Annotated in this window: 15 protein-coding genes; 6 read left to right on the top strand and 9 right to left on the bottom strand. The window is 65.5% G+C overall.

The features are described 5' to 3' along the window. Nucleotides 1-109 precede the first annotated feature (109 nt). Complete coding sequence (locus ACEQZD_RS00375; RefSeq protein ID WP_142949723.1) at nucleotides 110-1,666, top strand: methyl-accepting chemotaxis protein; 1,557 nt, start codon at nucleotides 110-112, stop codon at nucleotides 1,664-1,666. Here the strand turns inward: ACEQZD_RS00375 and ACEQZD_RS00370 are convergent. Continuing rightward, the gene (locus ACEQZD_RS00370; RefSeq protein WP_142949724.1) at nucleotides 1,663-2,574 is read right to left on the bottom strand and encodes a hypothetical protein; all 912 of its coding nucleotides are present in this window, start codon (nucleotides 2,572-2,574) and stop codon (nucleotides 1,663-1,665) included. The genes ACEQZD_RS00375 and ACEQZD_RS00370 overlap by 4 nt on opposite strands. Nucleotides 2,575-2,742: 168 nt before the next feature. Here ACEQZD_RS00370 and ACEQZD_RS00365 point away from each other — a divergent pair, with 168 nt between their 5' ends. Together ACEQZD_RS00365 and ACEQZD_RS00360 are read left to right on the top strand one after the other, a co-directional pair. Further along, entirely contained in the window at nucleotides 2,743-4,182 is a 1,440-nt protein-coding gene (locus ACEQZD_RS00365) for a nodulation protein NfeD (protein WP_142949725.1), read from the top strand. Next, nucleotides 4,179-4,928, top strand: a complete 750-nt coding sequence (locus tag ACEQZD_RS00360) for a slipin family protein (RefSeq protein ID WP_142949726.1) — start codon at nucleotides 4,179-4,181, stop codon at nucleotides 4,926-4,928. The genes ACEQZD_RS00365 and ACEQZD_RS00360 overlap by 4 nt, the downstream gene beginning before the upstream one ends. Before the next feature lie 35 nt (nucleotides 4,929-4,963). Here the strand turns inward: ACEQZD_RS00360 and ACEQZD_RS00355 are convergent, their stop codons facing one another. Together ACEQZD_RS00355 and ACEQZD_RS00350 are read right to left on the bottom strand one after the other, a co-directional pair. Beyond that, the gene (locus ACEQZD_RS00355) at nucleotides 4,964-6,142 is read right to left on the bottom strand and encodes a VWA domain-containing protein (protein WP_067612281.1); all 1,179 of its coding nucleotides are present in this window, start codon (nucleotides 6,140-6,142) and stop codon (nucleotides 4,964-4,966) included. Between the two features lie 24 nt (nucleotides 6,143-6,166). After that, nucleotides 6,167-7,009, bottom strand: a complete 843-nt coding sequence (locus ACEQZD_RS00350; protein WP_142949727.1) for a MoxR family ATPase — start codon at nucleotides 7,007-7,009, stop codon at nucleotides 6,167-6,169. 135 nt (nucleotides 7,010-7,144) lie between these two features. Between ACEQZD_RS00350 and ACEQZD_RS00345 the strand changes: the two genes are divergently transcribed. Next, nucleotides 7,145-7,861 carry a 16S rRNA (uracil(1498)-N(3))-methyltransferase gene (locus ACEQZD_RS00345; protein ID WP_370183308.1) on the top strand — a complete coding sequence of 239 codons (717 nt, stop codon included), beginning with the start codon at nucleotides 7,145-7,147 and terminating at the stop codon, nucleotides 7,859-7,861. On the opposite strand, the gene rluB is transcribed toward ACEQZD_RS00345, so the two are convergent. From rluB to ACEQZD_RS00315, 6 genes are all read right to left on the bottom strand, one after another. Further along, nucleotides 7,858-8,697, bottom strand: a complete 840-nt coding sequence (rluB, locus tag ACEQZD_RS00340) for a 23S rRNA pseudouridine(2605) synthase RluB (protein ID WP_370183306.1) — start codon at nucleotides 8,695-8,697, stop codon at nucleotides 7,858-7,860. The genes ACEQZD_RS00345 and rluB overlap by 4 nt on opposite strands. Further along, nucleotides 8,690-9,532 carry an SMC-Scp complex subunit ScpB gene (gene scpB / locus ACEQZD_RS00335; RefSeq protein ID WP_370183304.1) on the bottom strand — a complete coding sequence of 281 codons (843 nt, stop codon included), beginning with the start codon at nucleotides 9,530-9,532 and terminating at the stop codon, nucleotides 8,690-8,692. The genes rluB and scpB overlap by 8 nt, the downstream gene beginning before the upstream one ends. Nucleotides 9,533-9,534: 2 nt before the next feature. Further along, on the bottom strand, nucleotides 9,535-10,455 hold the full coding sequence (locus ACEQZD_RS00330; protein ID WP_370183303.1) for a ScpA family protein: 921 nt from the start codon (nucleotides 10,453-10,455) through the stop codon (nucleotides 9,535-9,537). Nucleotides 10,456-10,481: 26 nt separating this feature from the next. Continuing rightward, on the bottom strand, nucleotides 10,482-11,696 hold the full coding sequence (locus ACEQZD_RS00325) for a tryptophan--tRNA ligase (RefSeq protein ID WP_335628856.1): 1,215 nt from the start codon (nucleotides 11,694-11,696) through the stop codon (nucleotides 10,482-10,484). Nucleotides 11,697-11,778: 82 nt separating this feature from the next. Continuing rightward, complete coding sequence (locus ACEQZD_RS00320; protein WP_370183301.1) at nucleotides 11,779-12,402, bottom strand: L-threonylcarbamoyladenylate synthase; 624 nt, start codon at nucleotides 12,400-12,402, stop codon at nucleotides 11,779-11,781. Further along, nucleotides 12,399-13,295 carry a PHP domain-containing protein gene (locus ACEQZD_RS00315; protein WP_370183299.1) on the bottom strand — a complete coding sequence of 299 codons (897 nt, stop codon included), beginning with the start codon at nucleotides 13,293-13,295 and terminating at the stop codon, nucleotides 12,399-12,401. Before ACEQZD_RS00315 ends, ACEQZD_RS00320 begins: the two co-directional genes overlap by 4 nt. Nucleotides 13,296-13,386: 91 nt before the next feature. Between ACEQZD_RS00315 and ACEQZD_RS00310 the strand changes: the two genes are divergently transcribed. Both ACEQZD_RS00310 and ACEQZD_RS00305 read left to right on the top strand, forming a co-directional pair. Beyond that, entirely contained in the window at nucleotides 13,387-14,028 is a 642-nt protein-coding gene (locus ACEQZD_RS00310) for an inner membrane-spanning protein YciB (RefSeq protein ID WP_335628858.1), read from the top strand. Next, nucleotides 14,006-14,305 carry a YciI family protein gene (locus ACEQZD_RS00305; RefSeq protein ID WP_142949734.1) on the top strand — a complete coding sequence of 100 codons (300 nt, stop codon included), beginning with the start codon at nucleotides 14,006-14,008 and terminating at the stop codon, nucleotides 14,303-14,305. The genes ACEQZD_RS00310 and ACEQZD_RS00305 overlap by 23 nt, the downstream gene beginning before the upstream one ends. Nucleotides 14,306-14,396 lie beyond the last annotated feature (91 nt).

Genomic DNA, 14,396 nt, shown 5'->3' with positions numbered 1-14,396 from the left:
CCCGGGCCGGGACTCAAGCCCGGGTCACGTCGCTCTTTTAAGGCTAAAGATTTTCCCCGCCGGGCCGACAACCCCCAAACCTTGTCACAGCCATTCCTGGTATCCCCTCATGCTTAGTCAATTCAAGATCGGCGCCCGTCTCGGCGGCGCCTTCGCTGTTATTTTGCTGCTTCTGCTGGCCGCCTCGGGCACCGGCCTGTTCTCGGTCACCCGGATCGCGGACACCACCCGCGAGGCGCTGGAGACCGACGGCGCCCTGGCGTCCAATGCCGGCGTGGTGCGGCGTCTGGCACTGGAGCTGCGCCGTTATGAAAAGGACGTCTTTATCAATCTGGCGGATTTCCAGGCCCTGAACGGCTATTTCGGCAAATGGAGCGACACCGTCACCCGGCTGAAAAGCGTGCTTGATGAAGGTGAGGCACTGGCGGTGGCGCCGGCGCTGCAACAGCGCTACCGGGACGCCCGCGAGGGGCTGGGCGCCTACGAGTCGGATTTCACCCGCATCTACGGCGCGATCATGGACGGCACCTACCAGGACACCGCCGCCGCCAACGCGGCCTTTTCCGAGAACAAGCAGGGCATCTACCAGCTTGAGGACGCCGCCCAGGGCATCCATGACATCGCCATGGAGAATCTCGGCGGCTTGGGCCCCACGCTGCAGGCGCTGGTCACCCAGGCGCTGCTCGGTCTGGTGGTGTTCGCCGCCGTGGCGCTGCTGGTGTCGGCGGTCCTGGCGGTGGTGATCACCCGCAGCATCACCCTGCCCCTCGCCGACGCCCTGGGCGTGGCCCGCCGCATTGCTCAAGGGGACCTGCGCGAGCGCATCGTCGCCCGCGGGCGCGACGAGCCGGCGCAATTGCTGGCCGCCATGGCGGAAATGAGCGACTCCCTGGTCAAGCTGGTGTCCGCGTTGCGCGGCGCCAGTGAGACCGTCTATATCGGCGCCAACGAGATCGCCCTGGGCGCCCAGGACCTCTCCTCCCGCACCGAGGAGCAGGCCGCCGCGCTGCAGGAGACCGCCGCCAGCATGGAGGAGATCAGCGCCACCTCGGAGCACAACGAAAAGAACACCCGCGAGGCCGACCGGCTCGCCGACGCGGCGTCGCGCAGTGCCCAGCACGGCGGTGAGGAGATGCGCGCCAACATCGACCTTATGGAAAAGGTGGTGGCCAGTTCCAAGAAGATGAACGGCATTATCGCCACCATCGACGATATCGCCTTCCAGACCAATATCCTGGCACTGAACGCCTCCGTGGAAGCGGCCCGGGCCGGCGAAAAAGGCCGCGGTTTCGCGGTGGTGGCCAGCGAAGTGCGGCTGCTGGCCAGCCGCGCCGGGGATTCCGCCGGCGAGATCCGTGCCCTGCTGGAAAGCACCGGCGCGCAGATCGCCACCTGCGCGGATCAGACCCAGCGCAGTGGTGAAACGCTCAACGGAACCGTGGAGTCGATCAAAAAGCTGGCCGAACTGATGCGAGGCGTGGCGTCCGCCACCACCGAGCAGATCGGCGGCATTCAGCAGATCAGCACCGCCGTGACGCAGATGGACGCGGTCACCCAGCAGAACGCGGCACTGGTGCAGCAATCCAGCAGCGCGGCCGGCTCGCTGGAGGACCAGGCCAGCCATCTGAAGTCGCTGGTGACTTCATTCCGCATTCCAGAGGCCTAGAACGGGAACGGCGCGGCCAGCCGCGCCAGCACGCCGTAGGCGTCGCCGGGGTTCTTGGTGCCCGAGATGTCCAGATCGAAGACATGGAACAGCGGGAACACCAGCCCCAGGGTGGCCACCGAATCCAGATTGGCGACCAGGTCGTGGCGGTAGCCCAGCCGTAGCCGGGTGCGGTCGGCGGCGCCCCACTGCAGGCGGGCGCCGGCGTAACGGGCGTCCAGGTCGCGCTCCAGGGCCTCGAAGCGGTCCAGGTTGAGGTTCAGGCGGGTCGGCAGGCCGGCGTACTGAAAGCCGGTGGCCAGTTCCGCGTGGGCCTTCATGGTATAGGGGCTGGCCACCATGCCCGGCCGCCGGTCCGGGAACAGGTTCTCCACCCGAAGGGCCAGGTCCAGCTCGCCGAACGACCGGCTCAGCCGGGTATCCACGTTAAAGCCCTGCTGCTCGCTCACCGTCACCGGGCTGTCGAAGGCCGAGCCGAACGCCTCCTGATGGCTGAGCTCGTAGCTGTAAAGGTCGATGCGGTGGGCCTTGAACGCGGTCTCCAGACGGTAGGCGCCGCCGGGCGCCCCGAACAGACGCTCCACGGTAAGGCCGGCTTCGTTGGTGATGGTGCCGCTGCCCACCATGCCCTCGGTGTCCGGAAACAGGGCGTTGAAGCGGCTGTGGCTGCGCGCCACCAGCGCCGAGGACACGCACTGCGTGGGCAGCTGGATACGCGCGCCGGAGCCCGCCTCCAGAAACATCTCGTCCTGCTCCACCTGCTGGCGGATCACGCCGTCGTCGTCCAGCCGGGGGCCGGCTTCCACGCTGGTGAGCCCCTGGAACAGGCCCGCGGCGGTGGCCGGCTGGACCAGCACGGCCAGCATCAGGGTCCGGATCAGATATTGGCGGATGTTGGAGGCGGTCATCGCGGTACTTCAGGGCCGATGCATGGCGGGGCGGAACTTCGCCGTACTATGCAGCATGGCGCGCAGGGCGAAAAGGGGGGCACCGCCGGTTTCCATTGCCGGGACCGGCGAACTGCGTTTTCATGGAAACAGCAGCCACCAAGCAGCGAAAGCAGCGAAGAGACGCGCATGACCTCTGTAGCCGGCAGCGATCGACACCTTTCACCCGGGAAGCGGCCCCTTGGGCGCCGCCTGGGCGGAGGCCTTATCGCCCTCGCCGCCCTCTGGCTGCTCGCCGCCACCGGCCAGGCGCAAACCCCTTCCCAGCCGTCCAGCGAAGACCGGCCCGAGGTGCGGGTCATGGACCTCCGCGGCGCCATCGGCCCGGCGGTCAGCGACGGTTTCGTGCGTGCCCTGGAGGACGCCAACCGCGCCGGGGCGGCGCTGTTCGTGGTGCGCCTGGACACGCCGGGCGGTCTGGATAAGTCGATGCGCGTTATGATCCAGGCGATTCTTGATTCCCGGGTGCCGGTGGCCACCTATGTGTCACCGTCCGGCAGCCGCGCGGCCAGCGCCGGTACCTACCTGCTCTACGCCTCCCACGTGGCCGCCATGGCCCCGGCCACCAACCTGGGGGCCGCCACGCCGGTGCAGCTGGGCGGTGGCGGCGCGCCCTCCCCGGCCGGCGACGGCGCCGAGCCGCAAGCCGATGACAAAGTCGAAGACAATGCCTCCGCGCTGCGCCGCAAGCAGGTCAACGACGCCGTGGCCTATATTCGCGGCCTGGCGGAATTGCGCGGGCGCAACGCGGACTGGGCCGAGCGCGCGGTGCGCGAGGCGGTCAGCCTGACCGCCACCGAGGCCCAGGCGCAACGGGTGATCGACCTGGTGGCGCCGGATCTGGACGCCCTGCTCGCCCGTCTCCACGGCTTTACCGTCCGTGACGGGGACGCCGAGCGCACCCTGGCGCTCACCGACTACCGGCTGGTGGAGCTGGAGCCGGACTGGCGCACCCGCTTCCTGGCGGTGATCACCAACCCCAGCATCGCCTACATTCTGATGCTGGTGGGCATCTACGGGCTGATTCTGGAATTCTCCAACCCCGGTTTCGGCATCCCCGGCGTGCTCGGCGCCATCTGCCTGTTGCTGGCACTGTATGCGCTGCAGATGCTGCCGGTGAGCTATGTGGGCCTGGGATTGATCCTGCTCGGCATCGGCTTGATGGTGGCGGAGGGGCTGTCGCCCAGCTTCGGCGTCCTGGGCGTGGGCGGCGCCGTGGCCCTGGTGATCGGCTCGATCATGCTGATGGACACGGACCTGCCCGCCTTCCGGGTCGCGGTGCCGGTGATTGCGGCGGTGGGCGTGGGCAGCCTGGCGCTCACCGGCCTGACGGTGCGGCTGGCGTTCAAGGCCCACGGCCGCCCGGTGGTCACCGGCGGCGACACGCTGATCGGCCAGGATGCCGTGGCGGCAAACGATTTCGGGCCGGACGGCAACGGCCAGGTGCGCGCCGCCGGCGAACTGTGGCGCGCCACCACTGACGAGGCGGTCCTTGAGGGCGAAACGGTGACCATCCGCCGCCGGGACGGCCTCACTCTTCATGTGTCCCGCAAAGGAGACAAACCATGATCTTCCAATATTTCTGGATTGCGCTGGCGATTCTGGTCGTCGGCTTCGTGGTCAGCATGTTCCGCATTCTCCGCGAGTACGAGCGCGGCGTGATCTTCATGCTGGGCCGCTATCACAAGGTGAAGGGGCCGGGGCTGATTCTGGTGATCCCGGTGATTCAGCAGATGGTGAAGGTGGACCTGCGGGTGCGGGTGCTGGACGTCCCCAGCCAGGACGTGATCTCCCGCGACAACGTCTCGGTGAAGGTCAACGCGGTGCTCTACTTCCGCGTGGTCGACCCGGAACGGGCGGTGATCAACGTGGAGGACTTCTACGACGCCACCAGCCAGCTCTCGCAAACCACCCTGCGCTCGGTGCTGGGCAAGCACGAGCTGGATGAAATGCTCGCCTCCCGGGACGAGTTGAACCGGGACATCCAGGAAATCCTCGACGAGCAGACCGATCCCTGGGGCATCAAGGTGGCCAACGTGGAGATCAAGCACGTGGACCTGGACGAGGACATGGTGCGGGTGATCGCCCGCCAGGCGGAAGCGGAACGGGTGCGGCGCGCCAAGGTGATTCACGCCAACGGCGAGAAAGAGGCCTCGGAAGTCCTGCTGGACGCGGCACGCACCCTGTCGTCACAGCCCCAGGCGCTGCAACTGCGCTATCTGCAGACCCTCACCGAGGTGGCCAACGAGCGCACCACCACGGTGGTCTTCCCGCTGCCGATGGATATGATCGACAGCTTTTTGAAGAAGGACTGACGGACCTGGTTACTCAGCTCTTATTTACTTAGCTCTTATTTGCTCAAGTAACGCATCGCCCGCTCAATCCCGTCCAGGGTGAGCGGGTACATGTGGTGGTCGTTGAGCTGCTTGATCCACTGGGTGGAGGTGGTCATTTGCCAGGCCTTTTCCGGCTCCGGGTTGATCCACACCACCTTCTCGTAGGTCTCCTTGATGCGCTGGAACCAGACCGCGCCGGGCTCGTCGTTCCAGTGCTCCACGGAGCCGCCCACCGAGTTCACTTCGTAGGGGCTCATGGCGGCGTCGCCGATGAAGATCACCTTGTAGTCGCTGCCGTACTTGTGCAGCACGTCCCAGGTGGAGAACTTCTCGTCCCAACGGCGCCGGTTGTCCTTCCACACGTACTCGTAGACGAAGTTGTGGAAGTAGAAATACTCGAGATGCTTGAACTCCAGCCGGGCGGCGGAGAACAGCTCCTCGCAGAGCTTGATATAGGGGTCCATGGACCCGCCGATATCAAAGAACAGCAGCACCTTGACGCGGTTTTCCCGCTCCGGGCGCATCTTGATGTCGAGCAGCCCCGCGTTGCGCGCGGTGGAGCGGATGGTGTCGTCCATGTCCAGCTCTTCGTCGCGGCCGGTGCGGGCGAACTGGCGCAGCCGGCGCAGGGCCAGCTTGATGTTGCGGATGCCCAGCTCCACGGAGTCGTCCAGGTTGCGGAATTCCCGCTTTTCCCAGACCTTCACCGCGCTCTTGTTGCGCGACGGGCCGGTCATGCGCACCCCTTCCGGGTTCTCGCCGTAGCCGCCGAACGGGCTGGTGCCGCCGGTGCCGACCCATTTGTTGCCGCCCTGGTGGCGTTTTTCCTGCTCTTCCAGGCGCTTTTTCAGCTCCTCGAGGATCTTTTCCAGGCTGCCCAGCCCCTGCAATTTTTCCCGCTCTTCCGCGGACAGGGTCTTTTCCATCTGCTTGCGCAGCCATTCCTCGGGAATGGTCTGGCTCAGCCAGCCCGGCTCGATGCTTTCCAGGCCCTCGAAATAGTGCGCGAAGGCGCGGTCGAAACGGTCATAGTACTTTTCGTCCTTGACCATCACCGTCCGCGACAGCATGTAGAAGTCCTCGATGGACCCGAACGCCACGTGGTGCTTGAGCGCGCCGAACAGGTCCAGCAGCTCGCGCAGCGTCACCGGCACCTTATGGGCGCGCAGGTCCTCGAAAAAACCGATCAGCATAGAAACCTCTATCGGTTAAAGGATCTACCGTTCCCGGCGGCTCATGAAAGCCAGCCGTTCCAGCAGCTGTACGTCCGCTTCGTTCTTGACCAGGGCGCCGTACAGCGGCGGGACCGCGGTCTTGGTGTCGCGGTTGCGCAGAATGTCCTGGGGAATGTCGTCGGCCATCAGCAGCTTGAGCCAGTCGATCAGCTCGCTGGTGGAGGGCTTCTTCTTCATGCCCGGCACTTTGCGCAGGTCGAAGAAGATTTCCAGCGCCTCGGTGACCAGCTCCTTCTTAATTTCCGGGAAGTGCACGTCCACGATCTGCATCATGGTCTTGGCATCGGGGAAATTGATGTAGTGGAAGAAGCAGCGGCGCAGGAAGGCGTCGGGCAGCTCTTTCTCATTGTTGGAGGTGATGATCACGATCGGGCGCTTCTCGGCGCGAATGGTCTCGCCGGTTTCGTAGACGAAGAATTCCATGCGATCCAGCTCCTGGAGCAGATCGTTGGGGAATTCGATGTCCGCCTTGTCGATCTCGTCGATCAGCAGCACCACCTGGTCGTCGGCCTGGAAGGCCTCCCACAGCTTGCCCTTCTTGATGTAGTTGGACACGTCCTCGACGCCCTCGGCGCCGAGCTGGGAGTCGCGCAGGCGGGAGACCGCGTCGTACTCGTACAGGCCCTGCTGGGCCTTGGTGGTGGACTTGATATGCCAGGCCAGCAGCGGCATGCCCAGTGATTCGGCCACCTGTTCGGCGAGCAGGGTTTTACCGGTGCCCGGCTCACCCTTGATCAGCAGCGGACGCTGCAAAGCGATGGCCGCGTTAACGGCCATTTTGAGATCTTCCGTGGCAACGTACTGTTCAGTGCCCTGAAACTGCATGCGAGTTTCTCCACATCAGCGAGAATAACGCTGCGCACTCTAGCAACCCGCGCACCCCGGGCAAAGGGCCAGAATGGCCATGTTGCAGTCGGTTTGCGTCAGCCGGCCGCCCCGGGTGTGGCATAATCCGCCGCCATGAATCTGTTATTGCTGCACCCCGACCAGCGCCTCGACGGCGACCGCTGGCGTCTTGACGACCGCCAGGCCACCCATGTGCGCTCCGTGCTCAAGCTCGCGGAGGGCGACCATTGCCGCGCCGGCCTGCTCGACAAAGGCACCGGGCAGGCAGTGATTGAATCCATTAAAAACAATGAGATAGAGATATCTTTTAAAGTGGATTCGAAGCCGGTCTCCGCCCTGCCCCTGAATCTGCTGCTGGCCCTGCCCCGCCCCAAGATGCTCAAGCGGTTGCTGGTGGACGCCGCCAGCCTGGGCATCAAGAACATCGTGCTGGTGAACGCCGCCAAGGTCGACAAGAGCTACTGGCAGACGCCCAATCTCAAGGGCGAGCTGCTGCGGGAAAAATTGCTGCTGGGGCTGGAACAGGCCGGCGACCCGGTGATGCCGAGCTTGCGGCTGGCGCCGCGCTTCCGGCCCTTCGTCGAGGATGAGCTGGATCAGTGGGCGGGTCCAGGGCGGCGTTTGGTGGCGCACCCGGGTCCGTTTCCGGAGCTGCCGCGGGGCCTGGATGAGCCCGCCACCCTGGCGATCGGCCCGGAGGGCGGCTGGACGCCCTTTGAAGTGGCGCTGCTGGAGCAGCAGGGCTTCGGCTGCCACCGTTTCGGCAGCCGGATCCTGCGTGTGGAGACCGCCCTGCCCGCCCTGGTGGGCGCGCTGATGCGGCTGCCTTAACGGCGGTAGGGGTTGCGGCGCGGCTTGCGCGGCGGCTTGTCGCCGCGCTGGTGGCGCAGCCGGGCGCGGCCGTAGAGGCCGGTGTATTTCTTGCCTTTCAGATCCACGCGATCGGTGAGCGGTTTGATCTCCTGCTCGCTGAGTTCCTGCCAGCGCCCGGTGCGCAGCGACGACGGCAGCGTCAGGTCGCCGAAGCGGATGCGGATCAGCCGCGCCACTTCCAGGTCCTGGGACTGGAACAGGCGGCGCACTTCCCGGTACTTGCCGCCGGTCAGTCGCACCTTGTACCAGTGGTTGGCGCCCTCGTCGGCGCCGCCGGCGTCCTCGATGCTGTCGAACTTGGACACGCCGTCCTCGAGCAACACGCCGTCCAGCATCGCCTTGCGCTTGTCCTCGCTGAGGGTGCCGTGGACGCGCACCGCGTATTCGCGGATAAAGCCGTTGGACGGGTGCATCAGCCGGTGGGCCAGCTCACCGTCGGTGGTGAACAGCATCAGCCCGGTGGTGTTGATGTCCAGACGGCCCACCTGCACCCAGCGCATGCCCTGCAGCTTGGGGAGGTTATCGAACACGGTGGGGCGGCCCTGCGGATCGTTCCGCGAGCACACTTCCCCGACCGGCTTGTGATAAATGATCACGCGCCGAACTATGTCTTCTTCCGCCTTCACTCGAATGATCCTGCCGTCGACTCTGATGGTGTCTTCCGGCTCCGCCCGGTCTCCCAGCGTTGCCACCTGGCCGTTCACGGAAACCCGCCCATCGGCGATCCAGGTTTCCAGCTCACGGCGTGATCCCAGCCCGGTGCGGGCCAGAACTTTCTGTAACTTTTCACTCATGGGGCGATTGCTCGTCCTCGTCGGCCGCCTTGGCGGCTTGCTCGCCGGTCCCCTCGGCGGGGGCCGGTTTGCGGCGAAATTCCTCTTCGAAGCCGGCGTTGACGGAATCCACCTTGTCGATGCTCATCAGGGTGGAGTCGTCCAGTTCCGGTTCTTCGTCCAGGGCGGCGAAAATTTCCTCGTTACGGGCTTCGCGCTCCCCTTCGGGGCGCGCACCGAAGGCGGCCGTGGCGTCGTTGTCGTCATCGGCGCGGTCGCCGCTGTCCGGATCCGGCGCGTCGCTGAGCGCCAGTTCCTCGTTGAGCTTGTCCAGGTCCTTGATTTCCGACAACGGCGGCAAATCTTCCAGACTTTTCAGATCGAAATAGTCGAGAAACTGCCGGGTGGTGGCGAACATCGCCGGCCGCCCCGGCACGTCCCGGTGACCGACCACCCGCACCCAGTTGCGCTCCAGCAGGCTCTTGATGATGTGCGAGCTCACCGACACGCCGCGGATCTCCTCGATCTCGCCCCGCGTGATCGGCTGCCGGTAGGCCACCAGCGCCAGGGTCTCGAGGATCGCGCGGCTGTAGCGCGGCGGCTTTTCCTGCCACAGGCGGCTCACCCAGGGCCCCAGATCCTTGCGCACCTGGAAGCGGAACCCGGACGCCACTTCCTTGAGCTCGATGCCGCGCTCCGCGTAGTCCTCGCTGATCTGTTCCAGTGACCGGGACAGATCGGCTTTCTCCGGGCGCTCCTGCTCATCGAACAGCAACAACAGCGCGTCCCGGTCCAGCGGGCCGTCGGCGGCGAAGATCGCCGCTTCGACGATCTGTTTTATCTTATCCGGCTCCACGGTTACTCATCCTCGTCAGCCTCGTAAGGTTCGTCATCCAGTTCCAGCGCCGCCAGGGCTTCCGATTCTTCCAACACCAGGGTTCTGGCCTTCACATGGATGGGGCTGAAGGGCCCGCTCTGCACCAGCTCGATCAGCGACCCTTTGACCAGTTCAAGAATCGCCAGGAAGCTGACCACCACGCCGAGGCGCCCTTCGCTGGCTTCGAACAATTCCACGAAGGGCACGAATTCCCGGCCTTTCAGGCGGTCCAGCACGTTCGCCATGCGCTCCCGGGTGGACAGTTTCTCCCGCGACACCTGATGGTTTTCGAACATGTCCGCCCGGTACAGCACTTCCTTGAAGGCCAGCAGCAGCTCGCGCAGGTCCACGTCCGGCTGCGCCTTTTCGCGCACGTACTCGGGGCGGCGCGCGGCGGCGATCTGAAAATCCCGCTCCTGGCGCGGCAGGTTGTCGATGTCCTCGGCGGCCTGCTTGAAGCGCTCGTATTCCTGCAGGCGGCGGATCAGCTCGGCGCGCGGGTCCTCCGCCTCGTCCTCTTCGTCGTGCACCGGTCGCGGCAGCAGGGTGCGCGATTTAATCTCGCCCAGCATCGCCGCCATCACCAGATATTCCGCGGCCAGCTCCAGGTTCATGGCCTTCATCAGCTCCACGTACTCCATGTACTGAGTCGTGATCTGGGCCACGGGGATGTCGAGAATATCCAGGTTCTGCCGTTTGATCAGGTACAGCAGCAGATCCAGCGGGCCTTCGAACGCCTCCAGGAACACTTCCAGGGCGTCCGGCGGTATGTAGAGATCGTCGGGCAGCTTGGTGATCGCCTGGCCGTACATCAGGCCGAACGGCATCTCCGCCTGGTGCGGCGCCGGCGGCGCCAGCGGGTTACCGGCCTTCGAGACCTGTTGCTTGACCACTTCGTTCATCTGCCCTGGCGTCCCATGGTTCACCGTTACCGGTATTGAAGGCCCATTACCGAGCGCACTTCGTCGAGGGTGGCGCGGGCCACTTCGCGGGCCTCTTCACACCCTTCGGAAACAATCGTGCGCACCAGATCCGGATTACGCAAATGGTCCTCGGCGCGGCGCCGGATCGGCTCCAGCTCCGCCTGCACCGCTTCGATCACCGGCTTTTTGCACTCCAGGCAGCCGATGCCGGCGGAGGTGCAGCCTTCCTGCACCCACTGGCGGGTGCGCTCGTCGGAATACACCTTGTGGAACTCCCACACCGGGCACTTCTCCGGCGTGCCGGGATCGCTGCGGCGCACCCGCGCCGGGTCCGTGGGCATGCGGCGGATCTTGGCGTCCACGTCGTCCGGCTCCTCGCGCAGGCTGATGAAGTTGCCGTAGGACTTGGACATTTTCTGACCGTCCAGGCCGGGCATCTTCGAGGCCGGCGTAAGCAGCGACTGCGGCTCCGGCAGGATCACCTTGCCGCCGCCTTCCAGGTCCCCGTTCAGGCGTTCTTTGTCGCCGAGCGTGATGTTCTGCTGGTTCTGCACCAGCGCACGGGCCGCTTCCAGGGCCGACTCGTCGCCCTGCTCCTGGTACTTGCGGCGGTTATCGGCGTAGATGCGCGCCTGCTTCTTGCCCATCTTCTTGATCGCCGCGGTCACCGCCTCCTCGAAGCCGGGCTCGCGGCCGTAGAGGTGGTTGAAGCGCCGCGCCACTTCCCGGGTCAGCTCGACATGGGCCACCTGGTCGGCGCCCACCGGCACCTGGCCGGCCCGGTAGATCAGGATGTCCGCCGCCTGCAGCAGCGGGTAGCCGAGAAAGCCGTAAGTGCTCAGGTCTTTCTCGCGCAGCTTTTCCTGCTGATCCTTGTAGGTCGGCACCCGTTCCAGCCAGGACAGCGGCGTCATCATCGACAGCAGCAGATGCAGCTCGGCGTGCTCGGGCACCTGGCTCTGGATGAACAGCGTGGCGGACCCGGGGTTCACCCCGGCGGCCAGCCAGTCGGTCACCAGGTCCCAGACGTGGCCCTGAATACCGTGCGGATCCTCGTATTCAGTGGTCAGACCGTGCCAGTCCGCGACGAAAAAGAAACACTCGTACTCATGCTGCAAGCGCACCCAATTCTTAAGCACGCCATGGTAATGCCCCAAATGCAGGCGCCCGGTGGCGCGCATGCCCGATACCACTCTTTGGGAGGGAACCACGGAACTCAAAAGCCGACTCCTGTCGTAACGGCGGAAAGCGGCGATTATAAAGGGAAGAGACGGTGTAAAGACAGGGCTGGGCGCAACCCGCTCAGAAGATAGCGTCCAGCGGGCCGGCGCCTTCGCGGACCACTTCCGGGCCGCTGCCGTCGGCGAGCGAAATCACGGTGGTCTCGGTGACCCCGCAGAAGCCGCCGTCGATCACCAGATCCACCTGGCCCTGCAGGAAGTCACGCACGTCCTGTGGATCGGTGAGCGGGAACTCGTCGTCGGGCAGATGGGCGGTGGAGGTCATGATCGGCCCGCCATGCTCGTTGAGCAGCGCCTGGCAGATCGGATGATCCGGCACGCGGATGCCGATGGTGCGCTTCTTGGGATGCATCAACCGCCGCGGCACCTCGCTGGTGGCGCTGAGAATGAAGGTGTAGGGCCCCGGCGTGTGCGCCTTGAGCAGCCGGTAGTCCGGGTTGTCCACCTTGGCGTAGGTGGCCAGTACCGACAGGTCCGGGCACAGCAAAGTGAACTGGTGTTTATTGTCCAGCCGGCGCAGGCGGATCAGGCGGTCCAGGGCGTCCTTCTCACCGATTCCGCAACCCAGGGCGTAGGTGGTGTCGGTGGGATAGGCGATCAGCCCGCCGCCACGGATCACGTCCACGGCCTGGCGGATCAGACGCGGCTGGGGTGTTTCGGGGTGAATATGCAATACATCGGTCATGGGGCCGCATTCTCCATCCGCGCCCGGGCCGGCGCAACACCGGCCTGGGGCAGCGCCCAGACCGGCGTGCCGTCCGCCGGAAACGGCGGCAGGCCGCCCAGCGCCAGCCATTTCTGCTGGGGGGAATGGAAATCGCTGCCGCCGGACACCGCCAGGTCGAAATGCCGCCAGCACTCCTCGAGCAGCGCCGCCTGCTGCGGGCTGAGCCCGGGCATCATCGCCTCCAGGGCCAGGCCGCCGGCATTGCGGAAATCGCGCACCAGCTCTCGCAGCCGCTTGCGGGTCAGGCCGTAGGCCTGGGGATGGGCCAGCACCGGAATGCCGCCGGCGGCCAGCAGTTCCGAGACGCCCTCCTCCAGGCTCACCCAGGGGGTCGACACGAAGCCGGACTGGCCTTTCTTAAGGAAACGGTTGAACGCGTGGCGCTGATCGCGCACCACGCCGGCTTCCACCAGCATTTTCGCAAACCAGGGCCGCCCCGGGGTGTCGCTGTCGGCCAGCTCGCAGGCCTTGCGGTAGCTGTGTTCCAGCCGGGCCGCCTTGTCCAGGCGGGCGCCGATGCGCACCGCCCGCTCGCGGCGGGCCTCCAGTTGACGGTTGACCCGCTCCACCAGCACCGGCGCGTCCGGGTCCACCCACAGGCCGAGCACGTGGATTTCCCGGCTGCCGCACAGCACCGACAGCTCGATGCCCGGCACCAGGGTGATGCCGTGCCGGTCCGCGGCGCGGCGCGCCTCGGGCAGGCCGGCCAGGGTATCGTGGTCGGTGAGCGCCAGGGCGTCGACGCCGTGATCGGCGGCGCGGGCCACCAGATCGGCGGGCGACAGCACGCCGTCCGAGGCCAGGCTGTGGCTGTGGAAATCGGGGCGCTGGAAACGGGTGGTATCGGTCATGGCGGGCAAGGTATCACACAACCTGCCCCGGCGGGATGATTTGCGCCGCCGTTCCCGCTACCATCGGCGGTCCCGGTAAGGATGCGTGTCCATGAAGCAATTGTTTGATTATCTCCCCGTGGTGGTGTTTTTCGGCCTCTATTTTCTCAGTGGCCGCGACATCATGCTCGCCACCTGGGGCATCATCGCCGCCACCAGCTTTCAGGTGGTCGCCGGCCGCCTGATCTGGAGGCGCTGGCACCGCCTGCACCTGATGGTGCTGGCCGTCACTCTGGTGTTCGGCGGCCTCACCCTGCTGCTGCGCGACGATGTGTTCATCAAGTGGCGGCCGTCGATCATCAGCTTCGTGCTGGCGGCGGTGCTGCTGGGCGGGCATTTCCTGCGCGAGCGCAACCTGCTGCAGCGGCTGTGCGAAAAACTGATGATCAGCGGCTTCGGCCGCGTGGTGGCGCTGGGCGCCGCCCAGTGGACCCGCCTCAACCTGGCCTTCGTGCTCTATTTCATGGCCCTGGGCGGGCTCAATCTGTTCATTGCCTATACGTTCAGCACCGACTTCTGGGTCAATTTCAAACTGTTCGGCTTCACCGCCATCCAGATGGTGTTCTACGTGGCGGTGTTCCTGTATTTCTACCGGCACATTTCCGAGGAAGACCGCAAACAACTGTTCCATCAGGAAAAATCCGCCGAGGAACCGAAGAAAAAGGACGACGATGCTGTACGCGATAATCAGTGAAGACGTGGCCGACTCCCTGCCGCTGCGCAAGACCGCCCGCCCCGACCATATCGCCCGCCTGGAGCGGCTGCGTGATCAGGGCCGCCTGATTCTGGCCGGGCCGCTGCCGGCGGTGGACAGCGAGGACCCCGGCGACGCCGGCTTCAGCGGCTCGCTGGTGGTGGCGGAGTTCGAATCGCTGCAAGCCGCCCGTGACTGGGCCGACGCCGACCCCTATGTGGCCGCCGGCGTCTACGCGCACGTCCAGGTGAAGCCCTTCAAGGCCGTCCTGCCCTGAGTTTTTACAAAATCGACCCGCGAAGCGCCGGAAAATGTGACTATTTCGGCGCCATTGCCGCCGAGGGTTGCCTAAACTTCGCGCCTTGAAT

It is taken from the genome of Alloalcanivorax sp., from assembly GCF_964221125.1.
GTDB lineage: Bacteria > Pseudomonadota > Gammaproteobacteria > Pseudomonadales > Alcanivoracaceae > Alloalcanivorax > Alloalcanivorax venustensis.
Note: the sequence above shows the minus strand (reverse complement) of the source record. Positions and strands in the feature narration are given on the sequence as shown.

What these genes read in the sequence shown, in the direction of transcription:
- ACEQZD_RS00345 (WP_370183308.1), top strand. Translation starts at nt 7,145, where the DNA reads ATGAATCTGTTATTGCTGCACCCCGACCAGCGCCTCGACGGCGACCGC.
- ACEQZD_RS00350 (WP_142949727.1), bottom strand. Translation starts at nt 7,009, where the DNA reads ATGCAGTTTCAGGGCACTGAACAGTACGTTGCCACGGAAGATCTCAAA.
- ACEQZD_RS00315 (WP_370183299.1), bottom strand. Translation starts at nt 13,295, where the DNA reads ATGACCGATACCACCCGTTTCCAGCGCCCCGATTTCCACAGCCACAGC.
- ACEQZD_RS00365 (WP_142949725.1), top strand. Translation starts at nt 2,743, where the DNA reads ATGACCTCTGTAGCCGGCAGCGATCGACACCTTTCACCCGGGAAGCGG.
- ACEQZD_RS00305 (WP_142949734.1), top strand. Translation starts at nt 14,006, where the DNA reads ATGCTGTACGCGATAATCAGTGAAGACGTGGCCGACTCCCTGCCGCTG.
- ACEQZD_RS00355 (WP_067612281.1), bottom strand. Translation starts at nt 6,142, where the DNA reads ATGCTGATCGGTTTTTTCGAGGACCTGCGCGCCCATAAGGTGCCGGTG.
- rluB (WP_370183306.1), bottom strand. Translation starts at nt 8,697, where the DNA reads ATGAGTGAAAAGTTACAGAAAGTTCTGGCCCGCACCGGGCTGGGATCA.
- ACEQZD_RS00330 (WP_370183303.1), bottom strand. Translation starts at nt 10,455, where the DNA reads ATGAACGAAGTGGTCAAGCAACAGGTCTCGAAGGCCGGTAACCCGCTG.
- ACEQZD_RS00310 (WP_335628858.1), top strand. Translation starts at nt 13,387, where the DNA reads ATGAAGCAATTGTTTGATTATCTCCCCGTGGTGGTGTTTTTCGGCCTC.
- ACEQZD_RS00375 (WP_142949723.1), top strand. Translation starts at nt 110, where the DNA reads ATGCTTAGTCAATTCAAGATCGGCGCCCGTCTCGGCGGCGCCTTCGCT.
- ACEQZD_RS00360 (WP_142949726.1), top strand. Translation starts at nt 4,179, where the DNA reads ATGATCTTCCAATATTTCTGGATTGCGCTGGCGATTCTGGTCGTCGGC.
- ACEQZD_RS00370 (WP_142949724.1), bottom strand. Translation starts at nt 2,574, where the DNA reads ATGACCGCCTCCAACATCCGCCAATATCTGATCCGGACCCTGATGCTG.
- ACEQZD_RS00320 (WP_370183301.1), bottom strand. Translation starts at nt 12,402, where the DNA reads ATGACCGATGTATTGCATATTCACCCCGAAACACCCCAGCCGCGTCTG.